General features: G+C 63.8%; 16 protein-coding genes and 1 pseudogene. 12 read left to right on the top strand and 5 right to left on the bottom strand.

What is annotated here, in order from left to right; translation table 11 throughout:
* Positions 1–12: 12 nt before the first annotated feature.
* Positions 13–921, top strand: a pseudogene (locus RQP53_RS06870) (AAA family ATPase); the annotation flags it as partial.
* The gene (locus RQP53_RS06865; RefSeq protein WP_315649482.1) at positions 921–1388 is read left to right on the top strand and encodes a TubC N-terminal docking domain-related protein; all 468 of its coding nucleotides are present in this window, start codon (positions 921–923) and stop codon (positions 1386–1388) included. The pseudogene RQP53_RS06870 and the gene RQP53_RS06865, both read left to right, overlap by 1 nt.
* Before the next feature lie 207 nt (positions 1389–1595).
* On the opposite strand, the gene RQP53_RS06860 is transcribed toward RQP53_RS06865, so the two are convergent.
* Positions 1596–3692 carry an AAA family ATPase gene (locus RQP53_RS06860; protein WP_315649481.1) on the bottom strand — a complete coding sequence of 699 codons (2097 nt, stop codon included), beginning with the start codon at positions 3690–3692 and terminating at the stop codon, positions 1596–1598.
* Between the two features lie 569 nt (positions 3693–4261).
* Here RQP53_RS06860 and RQP53_RS06855 point away from each other — a divergent pair.
* Both RQP53_RS06855 and RQP53_RS06850 read left to right on the top strand, forming a co-directional pair.
* Positions 4262–4630, top strand: a complete 369-nt coding sequence (locus RQP53_RS06855; RefSeq protein ID WP_315649480.1) for a YfeK family protein — start codon at positions 4262–4264, stop codon at positions 4628–4630.
* Between the two features lie 122 nt (positions 4631–4752).
* Entirely contained in the window at positions 4753–5262 is a 510-nt protein-coding gene (locus tag RQP53_RS06850) for a hypothetical protein (protein ID WP_315649479.1), read from the top strand.
* A 328-nt stretch (positions 5263–5590) separates the two neighbouring features.
* Here RQP53_RS06850 and RQP53_RS06845 read toward each other — a convergent pair whose 3' ends face one another.
* Positions 5591–5731 carry a hypothetical protein gene (locus RQP53_RS06845; protein ID WP_315649478.1) on the bottom strand — a complete coding sequence of 47 codons (141 nt, stop codon included), beginning with the start codon at positions 5729–5731 and terminating at the stop codon, positions 5591–5593.
* Between the two features lie 136 nt (positions 5732–5867).
* Positions 5868–7658: a DUF885 domain-containing protein gene (locus RQP53_RS06840; protein ID WP_315649477.1), complete on the bottom strand. Its 1791-nt coding sequence runs from the start codon at positions 7656–7658 to the stop codon at positions 5868–5870.
* 252 nt (positions 7659–7910) lie between these two features.
* Here RQP53_RS06840 and prsT point away from each other — a divergent pair, with 252 nt between their 5' ends.
* The 3 genes from prsT to RQP53_RS06825 all read left to right on the top strand — a co-directional run bounded on the left by prsT (position 7911) and on the right by RQP53_RS06825 (position 11742).
* Positions 7911–10685 carry an XrtA/PEP-CTERM system TPR-repeat protein PrsT gene (gene prsT, locus RQP53_RS06835; protein ID WP_315649476.1) on the top strand — a complete coding sequence of 925 codons (2775 nt, stop codon included), beginning with the start codon at positions 7911–7913 and terminating at the stop codon, positions 10683–10685.
* A gap of 156 nt (positions 10686–10841) precedes the next feature.
* Complete coding sequence (locus RQP53_RS06830; RefSeq protein ID WP_315649475.1) at positions 10842–11222, top strand: VOC family protein; 381 nt, start codon at positions 10842–10844, stop codon at positions 11220–11222.
* A 10-nt stretch (positions 11223–11232) separates the two neighbouring features.
* Entirely contained in the window at positions 11233–11742 is a 510-nt protein-coding gene (locus RQP53_RS06825; RefSeq protein WP_315649474.1) for an EVE domain-containing protein, read from the top strand.
* 9 nt (positions 11743–11751) lie between these two features.
* On the opposite strand, the gene feoB is transcribed toward RQP53_RS06825, so the two are convergent.
* Both feoB and RQP53_RS06815 read right to left on the bottom strand, forming a co-directional pair.
* On the bottom strand, positions 11752–13626 hold the full coding sequence (gene feoB, locus RQP53_RS06820; protein ID WP_315649473.1) for a ferrous iron transporter B: 1875 nt from the start codon (positions 13624–13626) through the stop codon (positions 11752–11754).
* Positions 13623–13901: a FeoA family protein gene (locus tag RQP53_RS06815; RefSeq protein ID WP_315649472.1), complete on the bottom strand. Its 279-nt coding sequence runs from the start codon at positions 13899–13901 to the stop codon at positions 13623–13625. Before RQP53_RS06815 ends, feoB begins: the two co-directional genes overlap by 4 nt.
* A 551-nt stretch (positions 13902–14452) precedes the next feature.
* Between RQP53_RS06815 and RQP53_RS06810 the strand changes: the two genes are divergently transcribed.
* From RQP53_RS06810 to cdd, 5 genes are read left to right on the top strand one after another with little or no spacing between them, the layout of a single operon-like run.
* Complete coding sequence (locus RQP53_RS06810) at positions 14453–15433, top strand: BMP family lipoprotein (RefSeq protein WP_315649471.1); 981 nt, start codon at positions 14453–14455, stop codon at positions 15431–15433.
* 20 nt (positions 15434–15453) lie between these two features.
* Positions 15454–17022: an ABC transporter ATP-binding protein gene (locus RQP53_RS06805; protein WP_315649470.1), complete on the top strand. Its 1569-nt coding sequence runs from the start codon at positions 15454–15456 to the stop codon at positions 17020–17022.
* The gene (locus RQP53_RS06800; protein ID WP_315649469.1) at positions 17019–18134 is read left to right on the top strand and encodes an ABC transporter permease; all 1116 of its coding nucleotides are present in this window, start codon (positions 17019–17021) and stop codon (positions 18132–18134) included. The genes RQP53_RS06805 and RQP53_RS06800 overlap by 4 nt, the downstream gene beginning before the upstream one ends.
* Entirely contained in the window at positions 18127–19101 is a 975-nt protein-coding gene (locus RQP53_RS06795) for an ABC transporter permease (RefSeq protein ID WP_315649468.1), read from the top strand. The genes RQP53_RS06800 and RQP53_RS06795 overlap by 8 nt, the downstream gene beginning before the upstream one ends.
* Positions 19101–19517, top strand: coding sequence for a cytidine deaminase (gene cdd, locus RQP53_RS06790; protein ID WP_315649467.1), 417 nt, complete (start codon positions 19101–19103; stop codon positions 19515–19517). The genes RQP53_RS06795 and cdd overlap by 1 nt, the downstream gene beginning before the upstream one ends.
* The last annotated feature ends 3 nt before the right edge of the window (positions 19518–19520 follow it).

Raw genomic sequence — 19520 nt, 5'->3', positions numbered from 1 at the left:
TGGAGCGTCGAGGATGGGCATTCTGTGATTGCTACGCAACTGATAGCTGCCGGGGTCAATATGAAACGGGCGCACTTCATCAACGGGCTCACCGGGAGTGATGGCGAAGCCTTTGATCCCGGCCGCGACATGGACTTGCTGGAAAAGAACGCCGGAACGTGGGCGACTCCACGCTTGTTGATCCTCGACCCCATGCTTTCGGCCGTGGCGGGCGATTCGCACAAGGGCGCCGAGGTGCGCCGTTCACTGCAGCCGGTGGTGACATTGACGCAGCGGCTGGGTTGTGCGGTGCTGGGGATCACGCATTTCAGCAAGGGCACGTCGGGCCGCGATCCTTTGGAGCGGGTGACGGGCAGCATTGCGTTCGCGGCGCTGGCGCAGCTGGTTCTGGTGGCGGCGAAGGTGAAGCCAGGGGATGACGGCGATGAGCGACGCGTGCTGCTGCGCGCCAAGTCCAACATCGGGGCTGATGACGGCGGTTTCGCCTATGCGCTGGAACGGGCCGAAGTGGCGCCCGACGTTGAGGGGCAGTACGTGCGTTGGCTAGAGGTCTTGCAAGGATCGGCGCGCGAGCTGCTGGCGGATGCAGAGGCCGATGGTGCGGATGACGGTGAAGGCGCGGGCGACGCGGCGGCGTGGCTGCGTGATTTGCACGCGCATGGGCCTGTGGCTTCTGGCGACGTGAAGCGCTATGCGGATGAGGCCGGCTACTCTTGGCGGACGATGCAGCGGGCGATGCGCAAGGCTGGTGCGGAGTCGCGGCGCAACGGGTTCGGCAAGGCGGCCGAGTGGTTCCTCAAGGTCAGTCGCGCCACAGTCGCGCCATTGGCGCCACACGCAGGAACTGGCGCCAATGGCGCGACTGGTGGCGCGACTGGTGGCGAGACTGGTGGCGAGACTGACGATGCGGCGGTGATCTGATGGGCGCCCGTGATCTGCTCGATGCATTGGGCGACGCCGGGATGAGCGTGGCGGCCGAGGGGGATCGGTTGGTAATTCGGCCTGGCTCGAAGCTGACCGACGAACTGCGTGCCGCGCTGCGGGAGGTCAAGCCGGAACTCTTGGCTCTGCTGCGCGGCGCGCCTGATTTGCGTCAGCCAGGACCGGCAGCAGCGGCATGCACGGTGGACGACGCGGCGCGGCAAAGGTACGTGGCACGCCTGCTGAGGTTGCATTGGCCAAAGGCCGATGCCGAGGCATTTGCGGGCCGTTTGGTGGAGCGGGATCGCTCGGGCGACGAGCGGGTCAGCTGCTTTGAATGCCGGCACTATTGGCCTGGGAACTGTGCGAACTTTCGGTGGGCTGGGTTGGGCGAGCGAATTGTCAGTTCGGAGTTGGCAGGGCTGTTGCAGCGCTGTAGCGGATTTGCGCCGTTTCAACCCAAATGACGGCCTTTATGATTCCCGCCGGCGTGATGTGGGACGAGCTGGCCGGAGTGCTCCGCATATTGAAGCTGCGGCTTAAACAGCAGCTTCTTTCCATACGTACGAAGGCTGTACGTACGGCACTTGTACCCATGTACGAGACACGCACGTTACATCGTACGTACGAGACGTTTCATGTTCGCGCGGCAAGAGCTATGGCTTATAAATGGTTTATCCCGCCGCAACCTTATCAATTATCGTTTTCATGCCTGGCGGTTTGAAACCAGCGGACGCCATCTGGCTAACGATCAGATTGCGAAAGGCCTCGTAGTTGGTCGGAATTTTCTCCCCAGAGACCAGTTGCTTGAGGATATCTCGACCGGGAAGGGTGGCTTTCCATGTTCCATCTAAGAAGTTGGATTCAATTTCCTTGCGAAGGTCAGATTCTTTTGTTTCGATACTCAGCTGAGAAAGGGAGTTCGCCGCAGATTGCTGAACCCGTGCAAGAGACCGCTCGACCGCTTCCCTTAGCTTAGCGCTTACATTGTTTGTGGCCGGATCAAAATTCAAGTTGATCCCTGAAATTAAAGCTGAGTTGGCGAACTCGGTAATTCTTTGAATTAGGACGCTTGGCACTACTTTTCGAGCCGCAAGTCGCAGTTTCTCTTCTGCTTCTTGAGTCGTGACTGCTTTCCCTATTACAAGCGCATTCATCGCACTTGCGATAAATTGCGGCTCTAGCAAGTAGTTTTCGATGTGATATACATCCCAAACGAACTGGGTGAGGCCATCGGTTTTTGCTTCTTGATTGATGCTGTCCCTATCGACGACCGCGAAGAATTTTGTAGGAAGATCACCTTGAGCATGCGCTCGGCTGAGAACCTCATGGAGCGCTTTAACTTTGGTTTTATTTGAACCAGATACCAGATTGATGCCTCGAAGTTCCCCTGCGAAGAGGGTCTGCGTCAGAGTCTTATCAAAATCGGAGTCTCCTCCGCCTTCAAAAATCAGCCCCTTTCCGCCCGGCCGGTAAGTCGCTAAGTCACCGACAAGGTCAGTCATGACTTGTTCCAGATCTGTTTTCGCTGAAAGCGGCTTTAACTGCGAATGCATCGAGCTGTCAACACCGCACGGAAGCATGTGGAAAACGTTGAATCCTGGCTTGCCAACCGCTTCACGAATTAGTGCATCTGAATGCGTCACTAGCCACAGTTGATTTTCAAGGGCCGATCCAAGATGCTTTTTGTAAAATTCTGGCAGACCTCTAATAAGCCTAGGGTTTAGGTGAAGCTCGGGTTCGTCAAGCAGGATTATCGAATCTTTCGGTGCGGAGCTTCTAATTCTAAGGTAGCCGTAGAGTATTTCCTTTTCTCCGGAACTTAGTTCGTCCAAGTCATGCAGCGTGCCGTTTGCGGTGCGCACGGGGAATGACAGGGTCCCTTCCGCTGTAGGTCTTGGTCCAAGGAATTCTTTTTCGGGGAAGAAGGAGGCGAAGAGCTCCTTCATCGTTTGTTCAAGCGATTGTTCGCTGTGCGACTTGCTCGGGTCAGCCTTGTCCGCCAGCATAGCGCCGATATAGTTGCCTGCCATTTCGCTTTTGACGTTGCTATATTTTGAATTGTAGTTATATAGCGAGCTTTGGCTTCGCGTCTGATTAAGTTGGTCGAGGTTTAGGTTTATGCCTTGGACGTTTTCGCGGCTATAGTGGCGCTGGGCGCCATGAAAATCAATAACGCCGATATACCTCGGCCGATAGGTCGAAAATATAGCCTGAAGAACGAGTGAATCTTTAGTGTTAATCTGACCGTTGGGGGTTATCACAACGCTGCCGGTGTGCTCAGACTCCCTAAGGCCATCCATGAATTCAGGTAATTCGCGCTGAACCCTCGCAGTGACCTCCGGTTGCTTCTCTCTGAATTGCGCTGCGAACATCGCTTTGTGATATCCGCCGAATTGAAATGCCTCGGGTAGCACCTTCTGCCAAATGGTTTCTTCGAGTAACTCAGCGGCGCAATCTTTCAGATACGCCTTTTCTCGATCGCGAAGTTGAAATCTGGCCGTTATTTCGACTGATCTAGTGACGTCGTTGAACAATCCTTTTAAATTCGCGATGCCTGAATTGAGTTGAATCTGAAATTCGTTAAAAAAGTGCTGCCACTCGTTCTGTTGATATCCGCCATAAACGGATTTAAGGAGCCGAATTGCATCGAAAATGCACGATTTTCCCGACCCGTTTTGGCCGGCGATAATTATCGTATCCCCGAGGGGGCCGGTTTCTAACTTGCTAATGCCTCGAAAATTAGAAATATTGAGGTCGTTAATTTTCATTCATCCCTCTCTTTATGCCATTGTTGGACGACATCTTGCAGGCAGACACGGCTTACAGGCCTAACGCAACGCCCTCGCGTACTCACTGACTTTAGCGAGCGGCGTGGGGTGTGGCTACTTCTCGTAACAGTGTCTGTCGTCTGAGTGGTCGGTTAGGTTGCAGATGCGAAGCTTGTTAGCTGCGCTCGGCACTGGGCGGCTCTGCCCCACAGCCCGCGCGAGAACGCTGCTCCATGACAGCTAGCAAGCAGGGGGGGGCGTGATCGGACAGTGGCTCACTTCTGGGGGCACAAATGTGGGCACAAAGGAGGGTGTGCGAGCGCAACTATCAATATACAAAGGGATAGACATGGGGGGGGCGATAGACCCCGGCCCACCAAATACCGATCCGACTAGGATCACGAAGACCCAGGCGCCGAGCGATGTATCGCTCGGCGCCTTTTGTTTGGCTGGCGCATTCGCTGGATCGATCACGGTAGCACGCGGCGGATGTAGAGGGTTGATGCGGGAGGCTCCCTGTGGTGCTGAAGAACCAGTCCTTAGTTGTTGGACCTGCCGGCTGGCGCGTCATGTGGGCCGCCAGCCTGCTGGCCCTTGCGCATGGTTTGCTGCAGGCCGCGCCGGTTGCGCCCTCAGTACGTGCTGAGATCGATGGTTTGATGGCGGCGATGCAGGCCTCGAACTGTCAGTTCAACCGCAATGGCAGCTGGTACGAGGCCGCCGAGGCAAAGGCGCATTTGCTGCGCAAGCTGGAGTATCTGGAAGGCAAGGACATGGTCAAGACGACCGAGCAGTTCATCGAGCGGGCGGCGTCGACGAGCAGCAGCAGCGGCAAGCCCTATCTGGTGCGTTGCGGTGGTGCGGCGGCTCAGGCCAGCCAGCCGTGGTTGAGCGCGCAGCTGCAGCTGTTGCGAGCCAAGCCTGCTGCAGGCCGCTGATGTTCGATGCTAGGCTCGCGACTCCTGAGGCCGATCTTCCGGCCGAATTGGCGACTGAGCGCTGCGAACCGATGAATCACCCGAGCACTTGTCCGAAGAAACGCACCATCGATCCCCAAGCCATGAGCCTGTGGCGCCGCGCCGGCCTGCTCTATGCCTTGGGGCTGGCCCTGGGCCTTGAAGCGGCGGCCGCGCAGTCTCAGCCCGCCGTGCCGCCTGGCTCGCAGACGAGCGGGGCGCCGGTCGGGTCAAAGTCTCAAGATGCATCGCTGGCGGCCCAGGCGGCCCGGGAGGCCCCGATTGATCGCAAGCGCTACCAGGCACTGTGCAAGATCGTCAACCGGCATGTCGGCCATGCGCACCTGATGCGCGGCATGAATCGCTACACCATCGAGGCGCTGGGCCGTGCGGTGACGGTGGCCGACATTGCCGTGCTGGCCGCGATGATGAACGACCCCGACCGCGTGATTGCGCTGACGGCGATGAATGTGCTGCCCACCTTGGGCCCCGAGGCCATCGAGGCCTTCAAGCATGCGCCGAACCGACTGGACAGCTACGACCGCGAAACAGCACTGCAGGAGGCAGAGCAGACCCGTGCCGCCATCGAGGCGAGCCGGCGCCGCTGGCGCTAAGGAAGGTCTGCATAAGTCGGCGTGGGCCGTGGCAAGCACCAGCCAGGGCCTGCCAAGGCGCGAGCCGCAGCTCAGGCTGGTGGCCTGCGCAAGGCTCGCAACACCGGCAGGGCGTGGCTGGTGCTTGCCCTGCGGGTTGAGAGAAAAAGGGCCCCCACGGGCGTTGCGCTGCTCGGCTGTCGGGCCACCAGCCCGACCTTCGCAGCGCGTCTACGTGACCGCCCTTTTTCTCTCAACCACGACCCACGCCGACTTATGCAGACCTTCCCTAAGCCTCGGGAGCGCTACCTGAGCTGGCTGCGCTCAGGCGAGGTGGCAGACGACGCCCTTATTTCTTCTTCTTGCTGCGGTCCGGCACCACGGTGGTGACCGTGGGCATCACTGCGCCGGCTGATACCGGCTTGGAGGGCGAAGCGTCCTTCTTGGGCTTCTTCGCTTCCTTGTTGCTCTTTTGCTGCCCCTTGGCCATGGTCTTGCTCCCTTGATCGGTCGCGCAGCCTGGCGGCGCGGCTTGGATGAAATGGTGTGGATGAAAAAAGGCCGGTAGCTTTTGAGTCGGACGCTGACTGCGTCCGGCATGCCCCGGCCCTGCGCATGGCCACAGCTTACTGCATCAATTCCCTGATCACATGCACCGGCGCGCTGCCGTAGCTCAAGAATTGTTCGTGGAAGGCCTTGAGATTGAATTTATCGCCCAGCGCCTTCTTGCGTTCCTCGCGCAATTCCATGATTTCGCTATAACCGCTGAAGTAGCTGGCCAGCTGCACCGAGCTGACCTGCACGCGGTGCCATTTCTCGATCGCTTCCTGGCGGGTCTGGAAGGCCTGGCGGGTCAGCAGGTCGATAGCCTCGGCCTCGCTCATGCACAGCACATGCACGCTGTAGTCGAGGATGGTGTTGGTGACGCTGCGCAGATTCCACTTGCTGTACATCAGCCACATCTCGGGCGCGTTGTCGCCATAGCCTGATTCCAGCATCATGCGCTCACCATAGACGGCCCAGCCTTCGACCATGGCGCCATTGCCGAACAGCGACTTCACCAGCGAGGGCGAGCGGTTGGCATAGACCAGCTGGGTGTAGTGGCCAGGAATGGCTTCGTGGATGTTGAGGATCTGCAGGATCCAGTGGTTGTATTCACGCAGCGTGCTCTCGGCGGCCTCGGCGCTGGCGCCGTCCAGCGGGGTGACGTCGTAATAGGTGCGGTCCTGCGGGCGGTAGGGGCCAGGCGCCTGGATGCCGGCGCCGGCCACGCCGCGGGCATAGACCGGTGTTTCGCGCACGACCAGCGGCTTCTTGGGGTCGATGCCGATCAGATCGTGCTTGACCACCCAGTCCTGCAACACGGGAATCTGGCGGCGGATTTCCTTGAAGAAGTCTTCACGGGCCACGTGCTTGGCCGAAAGCTTGTCGATCACCAGGCCGATCTTCTCGGTGCGGTCCTGCGGCTTGGCGGCGCTACCCATGGTCTTGGCCCAGAGCTCGTCGGCCAGGCCATCCATGCGCTGCAGCAGTTGCTCGCGGGCGGACAGCGCCTTCTGGTAGGTTTGCTCGGCATTGCTGCCGGAGGCGATGTCCAGCGCAAACTTGGTGTCGTAGAGCTCGCGGCCGATGCGGAAGCTGCGGCCGCTGTTGTCGCGCTGTTGCTGAGCGTCGAGTGCGCTGACGAAGTCGACAAAGCCCTGGATCGCCGTGCGCGCAGCGGCGAGGCGTTCCTTGAATTGCGCCTTCTCGGCCTGGGTGAGTGCTGCCGTGGCGGCAGCCTTGGCGATGTCGTCAAGCACGCCCAATGCGCCCGGGGCCTGCTTGATGGCCAGCTGGGCATGCTCATGGCTGAGCTGCTTCAGATTGCCCTGCGCGGCCTGGTAGTAGGCCGGGATGGCGGCCACGCGCTTGAGCAGGGCGCGCAGGCGCTGGGGCTTGGGCGCGTACTCGGTGTTCAGAATCAGATCGAGGCTGCCGGCCACGCCGTAGATCGATGGGTCCCACTCATGGGCGCGGAAGCTGGTGAGGTACCAGCGGTCGCTCTCCAGCTTGTTCAAGAGCAGGCCGAGGTCGGTGCGCTGGCGGGTGGAGAGCGAGGCAGTGTCCACCGCATGGAAGCGCTGCAGCCAGTCTTCGGCAAAGGCCAGCTGGGCGGCCCGCGCGGCGGCGTCGGGCGCGGGCAGGCGGTCGGCAAACTCATAGCGGCCGGCGCCGAGGGCGCTCTCGCTGTCAGTGCGCCACAGCGCTTCAATGAACTGGTGGCTGAGCTTGTCGAAGGCGCGGTTCTGCGCCTGATCTGCACGGCTGGACTGGGTGGGGCTGGCAGCCGGCGCGGTGGCATGCGAGAGCGGGCTGAGCAGCGCGGCGCACAGACTCAGCACGGCGGTGAAGGAGGGGGTGGGCCTGAAGATCATGGCGGGATCAGTTGGGTATATGTGTGGTGAGCGGGCAGACCTTTCCTGGGGCCGCCGCCGGTTGGCGCGCAGCATAGCGCGCTGCGGCAGGGGCCCTGGTCGTCATGGCCGGCCCGTGGGGGCCAAGGAGTGCGGCAAAGTGCGCTTTTGCTGCCCTTCATGCAGGGGGATGGCGGGAGCGCGGCGGCGTGGAGACACATTTCTGCGCAATACTGCCGGGCGAGAAAAATTGATGAGATCTGGAGGAAGCCCGTGTCCTTGAATTTCCAACGTGTCTGTGTGCCGCTGTTCCTGTCGGCGGCTTTGCTGGCGGCCTGTGGTGGCAAAGACGAGGCCAAGCTGCTCGACTCGGCCAAGGCCTTCATGCAAAAGCGCGACAACAAGTCGGCCACCATCGAACTGAAGACGCTGCTGCAGCAAAGCCCCAACCACGGCGAAGGCCGCTTCCTGTTGGGCCAGACGCTGCTGGCCATCGGCGATGTGGCTGGCGCCGAAGCCGAACTGCGCCGCGCACTGGAATTCAAGTACAGCCGCGACGCCGTGCTGCCGGTGCTGGCTCGCACACTGCTGCTCGCCGGCCAGAACGGCAAGCTGATCAAGGAGTTGGGCAAGGAGACGCTGGCCGACAAGGCGGCGCAATCGGATCTGCTGGTCAGCCTGTCGATGGCTTATCTGGCCGAGAACCAACTGCCGGCGGGCGAGCAGGCGGTGAATGCCGCGCTGGCGCTGACGCCCGAGGCGCTGCCGGCGCTGATGGCGCAGGCCCGCATCCAGGCCACCGGCGGCGATATCGATGGTGCCATCGGCCGCCTGGACGCCGCGCTGGCGAAGAACCCGCAGTCGGCCCAGGCGCTGTTGCTGAAGGCCGAGATGCTGCTGCGCGGCAAGGGCGAACGCGAGGCTGCGATCCAGACCTTCAAGCAGGTGATCAGCATCGAGCCGGCTTCCTTTGACGCCCATGCTGCCCTGATCACGATTGCGCTCAGCCATAACCAGCCCGCCCAGGCGCGTGAGCAGCTCAATCAGCTGAAGAAGGCTGGTGTTGGCGCCAGCAAGACCCAGTACCTGGAAGCGCAGCTGAGCTTTGCCGAAGGCGATTTCAAGAAGGCCCGCGAATTGCTGCAAGCGCTGCGCCGCCACGCGCCCGATCATGTGCCGATGCTGACCCTGGCGGCGGCCACCGAGTTGCAGCTCAATGCGCTGACCGAGGCCGACGCGCTGGCCTCGCGTGCTGCGCAGCTGGCGCCCAACCAGCCGCCGATCCAGCGCCTGCAGGCGCAAACGCTGCTGCGCATGCATCAGCCTGCCAAGGCGCTGGCGGTGCTCAAGCCGCTGGTGGAAGTGAAGGACCCCGACGCCGAGGCCTTGTCGCTGGCCGGGCAGGCCCTGCTGATGCAGGGGGACAGCAAGGGCTCAGACGAGTTCTTCCAGCGCGCCGCCAAGGCGCGGCCGGACGATCTGAAGTTGCGCGCCGCATTGGCCATGTCCGAGCTGGGCAAGGGCAACGCCAGCACGGCGCTGCGCGATTTGGCCAGCATCGCCGCGGCCGACAAGGGCAGCGGCGTGGACATGGCGCTGATCAGCGCGCAGATCCGCCGCAAGGACGTCAATGGCGCGCTGCGCGCCATCGAGGCGCTGGAGTTGAAGATGGCCGGCAGCCCGGTGCCCGACAGCCTGCGCGGCCAGCTCTATCTGACGCAGAACGACGCCGCCAAGGCACGCAAGTTCTTCGAAGCCTCGCTGGCCCGCGATGCGAATTTCCTGGTCAGCGTCGGTGGCATGGCCGCAGTCGACATGATGGAGAAAAAGCCCGACGCTGCGCGTGCGCGACTGCAGGACTTCGTCAAGGCCCATCCGAAAAATGTGCAGGCGCGTCTGGCCTTGGCCGAGCTGATGGCGCGCAGCGGCGTGCCCGCGGCGGAGGTTGAGCAGGTGGTGGCCGAGGCGGTGCGCATCGATCCGGTTGATGCCAGCGCGCGGTTGATGCAGCTGGATCTGTTGCTGTCTGGTCGTGATGCCAAGGCCACCCTGGCCGCGGCACAGGCGGCGGTGGCGGCACTGCCGAACAATATCGACATCCTGGAGCGCCTGGCCCGCGCCCAACTGGCCTCCGGCGATCGCGCCCAGGCCTTGAACAACTACGCCCGCATCAGCAATCTCGCGCCGGAGAATCCGGCCGGCCCCTGGGGGGCGGCACAGATCCATATTGCCGCCCAAGACTTCGTGGTGGCCCAGCGCGACCTGCGTCGCGTGCTCGAAATCAGCCCGGACAATCTGCAGGCCCGTGAGTTGGCGGTCCAGGTGGCATTGAAGCTGCAAAAGCCGCAGGAAGCGATGCAGCAGGCGCGTGAGTTGCAGACCCGTCAACCCAAACTGGCCATGGGCTATCTGGCCGAGGGCCAGGTCGAGCAGGACCAGAAGCGCTGGGACCAGGCGCTGGCCGCCTACCGCAAGGCCCTAGCTCTGCCCGAGCCGGCCGAGGCGCCGCTGCGCGTGCATGCGGCGCTGGTCGGCGCACAGCGCCTGCCCGAGGCGCAGAGTTTTGCCGACAGCTGGCAGAAGGCGCACCCCGACGATCTGCGCTTTGGCACCTATCTGGCCGACCAGCTGATGGCCAAGGGCGATCTGGCTGGTGCCGAGAAGAGTTATCAGGAGCTGCTCAAGCGCCGCCCGGACCTGGTGCCAGCCTTGAACAACATCGCCTGGATTCGTGCCAGCCAGAAGCGCCCCGGCGCCGTCGAGATGGCGGAGAAGGCCGTCAAGCTGTCCGGCGAGCAGCCGGCCATCATGGACACCTACGCCACCGCGCTGGCCGCCGAAGGCAAGCTCGCGCAGGCGCTGACGGTGCAGCAAAAGGTGGTGCAGCTGGCGCCCGACGTCAGCGATTTCCGCCTCAATCTGGCGACTTACCTGATCCAGAGTGGCAGCAAGGCACAGGCGCTGACGGAGCTGCAGAAGCTCAGCAAGCTGGGCAAGGCCTATGCGCGCCAGACCGAGGTGTCGGCGCTGCTGCGCCAGGCCAATTGATCGCAGATGAAGGTCTCTGTTCAGCATCTGCAGCCTACTGACATCTGCTGACAGTAGCGCCACTTAGCATGACGCTCAGTCACTCGCCGCAGGGCCTTCTAGCCCACCGCGGCGGGTGCTGATCAACCCGACAGCTAACTCTCAGGGAGAACCGTCATGCTGAGCCCCAATTTCACCATCCTTTATGTTCGCGACGCGCTGGCCAGCGCCTCGTTCTACACCCGCTTGCTGGGCCGCGAACCGGTCGAATCGGCGCCGACCTTTGCGATGTTTGCGCTCGATGGTGGCGTGATGCTGGGCCTGTGGACCCGTGCTGGCGTCGAGCCCGCGCCGGTCGTCGAGGCTGGTGCCGTCGAACTGGGTTTTGTGCAGCCCGACCGTGCGGCGGTCGATGCGCTGCACCAGCGCTGGATCGAGCAGGGCCTGACGATCGCTCAGGCGCCCACCGTCATGGACTTTGGCTACACCTTTGCCGCCCTCGATCCGGATGGCCACCGCTTGCGCGTCTTCAACCCGACGCCCGACGCCGCACAGTAAGGAGACGGCCATGCCAGCACCGCGAATCGAGGCCGCTGCGCCTCGCAACTGGCTGGCCGTGGCCTGCGCGACCCATGTCGCGCGCGGCCTGGCCGGCGGCTTCATGCAGGTTTGCCATGGCAAGTGCGCGCCGCTGAAACGCATGGCTGCTGGCGATCGCGTCGTCTACTACTCACCGGGGCAGGACATGGGCGGCCCGGCCACGCTGCGCGCCTTCACGGCGCTGGGCCAGGTCTTGCCTGTGGAGCCCTATCAGGTCGATATGTCCGATCTGCATCCGGGCTTTCATCCCTATCGGCGCGATGTGCGCTGGGCCTCGGAAGGCCGCCAGGTGGCGATCCAGTCGCTGCGCGGCCGGCTCGAACTGACGGCAGCGCCGGGCTGGGGCGCCAAGCTGCGTTTTGGCCTGCTGCAGATCAGCGCGGCGGACATGGACTGCATTGCCGCTGCGCTGGCCGTCGGCGATCTGCCGCAAATTGAGCCCAGGCCGGCCGCGCAAGGCGAGCTGTGGGCGGCCTGAAAACCAGCCTCAGGCCAGCAAGTAGCTGCTGACGCGGAAGGTGACGAAGGCGGCCAGATAGGCCAGCGCAAACAGGTAGCCGGCCATGATCAAGGGCATGCGCAGGCCGCCGGTTTCGCGTTTGACGGCGGCCAGCGTGGCCAGGCATTGCGGCGCGAACACGAACCAGGCCAGCAGCGAGAAGGCCGTGGGCAGACTCCAGCTCTGGGCAATCAAGGGGCTTAGCGCCTGCGCGGCGGCATCGGTGCCGGTGGCCGACAGTGCATAGACCGTGCCCAGCGCGCTGATCGCAATTTCGCGGGCGGCAAGACCTGGCACCAGCGCCAGGCTGATCTGCCAGTTGAAGCCGATGGGCGCAAACACATGTTCGAGGCCACGGCCCAGCATGCCGGCAAAGCTGTACTGGATGGCCGGGCCGGTGGCGCCCTCGGGCGCGCCAGGGAAGGTGGCCAGCACCCACAGCGCCAGCGTCAACAGCAGGATGATGCCGCCCACGCGCTTCAGGAAGATCTCGGCGCGTTGCAGCAGTCCGATCGCGATATTGCGCGCATGGGGCAGGTGGTAGGCGGGCAACTCCATCATCAGCGGCCGCACCTGACGTGCGCTGGTGAAGCGCTTCAGTATCCAGGCCACCAGCATGGCGCCGACGATGCCGGCCAGGTAGAGCACGAAGAGCACCAGGCCCTGCAACTCGAACCAGCCCCAGACCTCGCGCTGCGGCACGAAGGCGCCAATCAGCAGGGCGTAGACCGGCAAGCGGGCCGAGCAGGTCATCAGCGGCGCGATCATGATGGTGACCAGGCGGTCGCGCGGGTTGGCGATCGAGCGCGTGGCCATGATGCCGGGAATGGCGCAGGCGAAGCTGGACAGCAGCGGTATGAAGCTGCGGCCCGACAGGCCCACGCTGCCCATCAGCCGATCGAGCAGGAAGGCGGCGCGCGGCAGATAGCCGGACTCCTCCAGCAACAGGATGAAGAAGAACAGGATCAGGATCTGCGGCAAAAAGGCCAGCACGCTGCCCACGCCGGCAATCACGCCGTCGACCAGCAGGCTTTTCAGCAGGCCCTCGGGCAAAGCGCTGCCGACGACGTCGCCCAGCCAGCCCACACCGCTCTCAATCCAGTCCTTGGGCGCCTCGGCCCAGGAAAACACCGCCTGGAAGAGCAGGAAGAGCAGCACGGCCAGCAACACCGGGCCGAACACCGGGTGCAGCACGAAGCGGTCGATCTTGTCGCTGGGCAGGGCCGGGCTTTGTTCGTCCAGCCCCAGTTCCTTCAGGATGGCGTTGACGCGCTGCTGATCCTGGCCGTCCTGCTCGTTGCCAGGCGGCACGGGCGGTGCAGGCCACTGCTCGCGTTGCTCGAGCAGTTGACGCAAATCGTCCAGCCCATGCCCCTGGGTGGCGATGGTGCGCACCACGGGCAGGCCCAGTGCCTTGGACAGTTTGTCGACATCGATGTTGATGCCGCGGCTGGCCGCCAGATCGGCCATGTTCAGCGCCACGACGCAGGGAATGCCTTGGCGCTGCACCGCCAGCACCAGACGCAGATTGCGGCGCAGATTGGTGGCGTCGAGCACACAGATGACCAGGTCTGGCCGCTTCTCGCCGCGGGCGCGGCCGGCCAGCACATCGCAGGTCACGCGCTCATCGGGCGAGCGCGGGTAGAGGCTGTAGGTGCCGGGCAGGTCAAGCAGGCGCAGCGTCTTGCCAGCATGGGTCTTGAGCCGGCCTTCCTTGCGCTCGACGGTGACGCCGGCGTAATTGGCCACCTTCTGGCGGCTGCCGGTCAAGCGGTTGAAGAGGGCGGTCTTGCCGCAGTTCGGATTGCCCACCAGGGCCAGCAGCGGGCCGGCCGGGTGGAGATGGATCACGGATTCAGTCATGCCGGCTGCGCGGCTCCAGCGTCGTCGTCTTGCAACTGGATGCAGGCGGCTTCGGCCTGGCGCAGCGCGAAAGTGGACTGGCCAATGCGCACCACCAGCGGGTCGGCGCCGGGCAGGCCACGGGCCAGCACGCTGACATGTTCGCCGCTGACAAAGCCGATTTCCTCCAGCCATTGCGACCATTCCGGCGCATAGGCCGGCGCGCTGACGCGGTGCACCCGGTGGGCGTGGCCCAGGGTGGCGCTGGCAAGGGTGAAGGCAGGGGCTCGACTCATGGGGGCATGCTCGGCGGCGCGTCACCAGGGACGCAATAGCACGATTCTAAATGAGAAGGAATCGCATTTGCTTTGCCGGCGTAGCGAAATCTGTGCGGTCTTTGCGTTGGCGCAAGCCGGCAAGGGCCTTAAACGGTGCTTTGCGCCCGTGCTGGTGTGCCTGGAGCAGTGCAAAAGCCCTGTAGCGGCAGCCCAAGGACTGGCGCCGCGCGGTGCTGCTACTCGTGTGGTGCGGGCAGCACAGACAGCGCATGCGGCTGGGCTCGTGGCCTGCTCGACGAGTGGGAGGCGCCGCTGAGACGGTAGCGCCGCCGAGCATTTTCCAGCCGCAAATGGCCTGGCCGAAATTTTGCGCAAACACGTAAACACGGGCGCGCAAACGTTTAGCGTTTTCCTTAGAAGGCGAATACACTCGCTTTTTCTACAATTGCCAGCAACGCTGCGGCTGCCTGTTTTCATCATTCAGGCGCGCATTTGGGGCATGCTGGCGATCGGTCTGCTGCTGACCGTGCAAACCGGGGCGATCCGCCTCTTTTGTCTTTAGGAATGCAATGAAGCTTTCTCTGTCCCTGTTGGCCGCCGCTGCCTTGTCGATTGCCTCCACGGCCGCTGTGGCCCAGGCTTCCCCGGCCGTCATCTTTGACATGGGCGGCAAGTTCGACAAGTCCTTCAACGAATCGGCCTACCGTGGCGTCGAGCGTTGGAAGGCCGAGACCGGCAAGACCTACCTCGAGTTCGAGATCAGCAACGACACCCAGCGTGTGCAGGCCCTGCGTCGCATGGCTGAACGCGGTGCCAGCCCCATCATTTCGGTTGGCTTCGCCCAGGCCTCGGCGGTGGCGCAGGTGGCCAAGGACTTCCCCAAGACCCATTTCGTCATCATCGACGAGAAGGTCAATCTGCCCAATGTGCAGTCGGTGGTGTTCAAGGAGCATGAGGGCAGCTTCCTGGTCGGTGCCTTGGCCGTGCTGGCCAGCAAGTCGGGCAAGGTCGGCTTCGTTGGCGGCATGGATATTCCGCTGATCCGCAAATTCCAGTGCGGGTACGAGCAGGGCGCCAAGGCGGCCAACCCCAAGGCCGAAGTGCTGGCCAATATGACCGGCACCACGGCCACCGCCTGGAACGACCCGACCCGTGGCGGCGAACTCGCCAAGGCGCAGTTCGCCAAGGGCGTTGATGTGGTGTTCGCCGCGGCCGGTGGCACCGGCTCGGGCGTCTACCAAGCCGCCAAGGATGCCGGCAAGCTGGCGATTGGCGTGGACAGCAATCAAAACCATCTGCAGCCCGGCACGATGCTGAGCTCCATGGTCAAGCGGGTGGACGTCGCCGTCTACAACGTGCTGAAGGCCTGGACGCCAGGCGTGCTGAATCTGGGCCTGAAGGAAGGCGGCGTCGAGTACGCCGTCGACCAGCACAACGCCAAGCTGATCACGCCGGCGCTGAAGACCAAGCTGGAGGCCTACAAGGCCGATATCGTCGACGGCAAGATCAAGGTCGCCGACTACATGGCCGACGGCGCCTGCAAGTACTGATCAACCGGCGCTCCAACAGCATGTCTGAATCCAGCCGCGGCACAGCAGTGCCCCCCGCGGTTCGCCTGTGCGACATCTCCAAGCGCTTCGGCGCGGTGCAGGCCAACCGTGCGGTTTCCATGAGCATCGCGCCGGCCACGGTGCACGGCATCGTTGGTGAAAACGGTGCCGGCAAGTCGACGCTGATGGCCATCCTCTACGGCTACTACCAGGCCGACGAGGGGCATATCGAGGTTCGCGGCGAGCGCGTGCGCATCGCCAACTCGCATGAAGCGATCGCGCTGGGCATTGGCATGGTGCATCAGCACTTCATGCTGGTGGACACGCTGTCCTGCATCGACAACGTGATGCTCGGCGCAGAGCCGGCCTTCTTCCTCTCGCGCGGCAAGAAGGCGGTGCGCGCCAAGCTGGAAGCGCTGATGCAGGACACCGGCCTGCAGGTGCGGCTGGATGCGCTGGTGGGCGAACTGCCGGTGGGCGAGTTGCAGCGCCTGGAAATTCTCAAGGCGCTGTACCGCGGCGCCAAGATCCTGATCCTGGACGAGCCAACGGCGGTGCTGACGCCGCAGGAGACCGAACAGCTGTTCGTGACCCTGCGCAAGCTCAAGGCCATGGGCACGACGATTCTGCTGATCACGCACAAGCTCAAGGAAGTGATGGCGCTGTGCGATGCGGTGACGGTGATGCGTGCGGGCCAGGTCGTCAAGACCACGGCCATTGCCGACACCAGCCCGGAAGATCTCGCCGAGGCGATGGTGGGGCGCAAGGTCAACCTGGCCCGTGGCGATCTGGTGGCCGCTGAGGCCCAGGCGCTGCGCCTGCAAGCGCGTGGCCTGAAGCTGCGTGACGCGCACGGTGTGCCGGCGTTGGCCGGGGTGAACATCGAGCTGCGTGCCGGCGAAATCGTCGGCGTGGCCGGGGTGTCCGGCAATGGCCAGAGTGAGCTGCTGGAGGTGCTGGCGGGCATGCGCGCGCCCGAAGCTGGTGAGCTGCAGCTGGGCGATCAGCGCTTTGCCGCTGGGCAGTGGCTGACGCCCGAACTGGCGCGCCAGCTGAAACTGGCCCATGTGCCGGAAGACCGCCATGTGCTGGGCATGGTGATGAGCTTTCCGGCCTGGGAAACGGCGGCTCTCGGCTATCACGAGCAGGCGCAGTACCGCGCCGCGCCGCTGGGTCTGGGCATGAATCAAGGCCATATGCGCACACAGACGGCGCAGATGATGGAGCAGTTCGATGTGCGGCCGCGTGACCCGCTGCTGGGCTCGTCGAAGTTCTCCGGCGGCAATCAGCAGAAGCTGATCCTGGCCCGCGAGATCGGCCAGCAGCCGGCGGTGCTGCTGGTGGGCCAGCCGACCCGTGGCGTTGACATCGGCGCCATCGAGTTCATTCACGGCCAGCTGCGCCGCCTGGCCCGCGAAGGCTGTGCGGTGCTGCTGGTCAGCAGCGAGCTGGACGAGATTCTGGCGCTGGCCGATCGCGTCGTCGTGATGAACGGCGGCCGCGTCACCGGCGAGTTGGGCATTGCGCAATGCGACGAGAAAACCCTGGGCCTGTTGATGGCCGCACAAGCTGAGGAGCAGGGCGCATGAGCCAGGCCATCGTGATGCCGCGCTGGATGGATCTGGTGCTGCTGCCTTTGTGGAATCTGTTGATCGCCTTGCTGGTGGCCGGCGGCGTCGTGCTGCTGATCGGGCAAAGCCCGCTGCAGGCCCTGTCGGTGCTGCTGCAGGGCTCGCTGGGCAGTGCCCGCGGCCTGGGCTACACGCTTTATTACGCGACCACGTTCATCTTCACCGGCTTGGCGGTGGCGGTGGCTTTTCATGGCGGCCTGTTCAATATCGGCGGTGAAGGGCAGGCGACCTTTGGCGGCCTCGGCGTGGCGCTGGTAGCGCTGTGGCTGGGCAAGGGCCTGCCGATGCTGGTGATGCTGCCGCTGGTGATTCTGGCCGCCGGGCTGTTCGGCATGCTGTGGGCGGCGGTGCCGGCCTATCTGCAGGCCTGGCGCGGCAGCCATATCGTCATCACGACCATCATGTTCAATTTCCTGGCTGCCAGTCTGAACGTCTATCTGCTGGTCAACTGGCTGCGCCCCAAGGGCTCGATGGCGGTGGAGAGCGATGAATTCGCCGACAGCGCGCGCATGCCGGCCCTGCATCAGCTGGCCGAGAAGTTCGGCATCGAGCTGCCGTCCTCACCGCTGAACCTGAGCCTGCTGCTGGCCTTGCTGGCCGCCTTCGGGGTCTGGTGGCTGCTCTGGAAGAGCCGCGCCGGCTACAAGCTGCGCGCGGTCGGCTCGGCGCCGCAGGCGGCCCACTATGCCGGCATCAAGCCACGCCTGCAGGTGCTGATTGCGATGGGCTTGTCCGGTGCACTGGCCGGCTTGGTCGGCGTCAATGAAATCTCCGGTGTGCAGGGCAAGCTGACGCTGGACTTCGTCGCAGGCGCCGGCTTCACCGGCATTGCCGTGTCGCTGATGGGGCGCAATCACCCGGTCGGCATCATCCTGGCGGCGCTGCTGTTTGGTGTGCTGTACCAGGGCGGTGTCGAAGTGTCTTTCGAGGTGCCCGGCTTCTCGCGCGAGATGGTGGTCACGGTGCAGGGCCTGATCGTCTTGTTCGCTGGAGCGATGGCCATGGTCAGCGCGCCGATGTTCGCTCGCCTGTACGCCAGCTTCAAGCGCCGGGAGGTCCGCCATGGATGAGGTGCTGATTGGCTCGCTGATTGCGTCGACGCTGCGCGTCACCACGCCGCTGCTGCTGTGCGCGCTGGCCGGGCTTTTGTCTGAACGCTCCGGCGTGATCGACATCGGTCTGGAAGGCAAGATGCTGTTCGCTGCCTTCGCTGCGGCGGCCGCGGCCAGCCTGGGCCATTCGACGGCGCTGGGTGTGACGGCGGCGCTGTTGGTGGCCTGCGCGCTGTCGCTGCTGCATGGCTTTGCCTGCGTCAGCCATCGGGGTGATCAGGTGGTCACCGGCGTGGCGATCAATATGGTCGCCGCCGGCCTGACCGTGGTGCTGGGCATTGCCTGGTTTGCCCAGGGCGGGCAGACGCCGCCGGTGGCGCCCGAGGTGCGTATCAGCGCCGTGGCGCCGGCCTTTGCCGAACCCCAGGCGGGGCAGTGGCTTCAGGCGGTGCTGGGCCATGGCCTGCTGAGCCACAACCTGCTGGTTTATCTGGCGTTTGCGCTGGTGGTGGGCGTGTGGTTCCTGCTTGAACACACCAAGCTGGGATTGCGGTTGCGCGCGGTCGGCGAGAACCCGGCGATGGTTGATGCCGCTGGCGTGTCGGTGCCGGGCCTGCGCTACACCGCCTTGCTGCTCAATGGACTGATCTGCGGCCTGGCGGGCAGCTATCTGACGCTGGCACAGAACGCCTCCTTCTCGCCGAACATGACCGCCGGCCGCGGCTTCATCGCCCTGGCGGCCATGATCTTCGGCAAGTGGAAGCCGCTGCCGACGATGGCCGCCTGCCTGCTGTTCGGTTTCCTGGATGCAGTGGCGATACGGTTGCAAGGCACACGTCTGCCCGCGGCCTTCGGTGGCGGTGAGGTGCCGGTGCAGCTGATTCAGGCTTTGCCTTATTTGCTGACTGTGATCCTGCTGGCCGGTTTCATCGGCCAGGCACTGGCGCCCAAGGCGCTGGGCCGACCCTACGTCAAGGAAAGGTAATGGCTTCGATCTCGACTGAACTGCTGCAGCAGCTGCTGGCAGCCTCGCTGGGCGCGCGCGCGCATTCGCATTCACCGTACTCGGGCTATGCCGTGGGCGCTGCGGTGCTCGATGAGCAGGGCCGCATACACGCCGGCGCGAATATTGAAAACGCTGCCTATCCGCAGGGCTGGTGCGCCGAGGCCACGGCGCTCAGCGCCATGGTGATGGCCGGTGGTCGCCAGGCGCGGGCGGTGCTCGTCACCGGGCCCGGCCCAGAGATCATCACGCCCTGCGGCGGTTGCCGGCAGAAGCTGCGCGAGTTCGCCGGCGGCGACTTGCTGATCATTGCTGGCGATCCCGGCGGCATCCGCCAGCAGTGGACGCTGGCCGACTTGCTGCCTTTCAGCTTTGGCCCCGATCATCTGAAATTCTGAGTG

Source organism: Roseateles aquae (genome assembly GCF_032337115.1).
Lineage (GTDB): Bacteria > Pseudomonadota > Gammaproteobacteria > Burkholderiales > Burkholderiaceae_C > Roseateles_C > Roseateles_C aquae.
The sequence above is the reverse complement of the archived record's forward strand: the minus strand, read 5'-3'. Positions and strand labels throughout refer to the sequence as shown.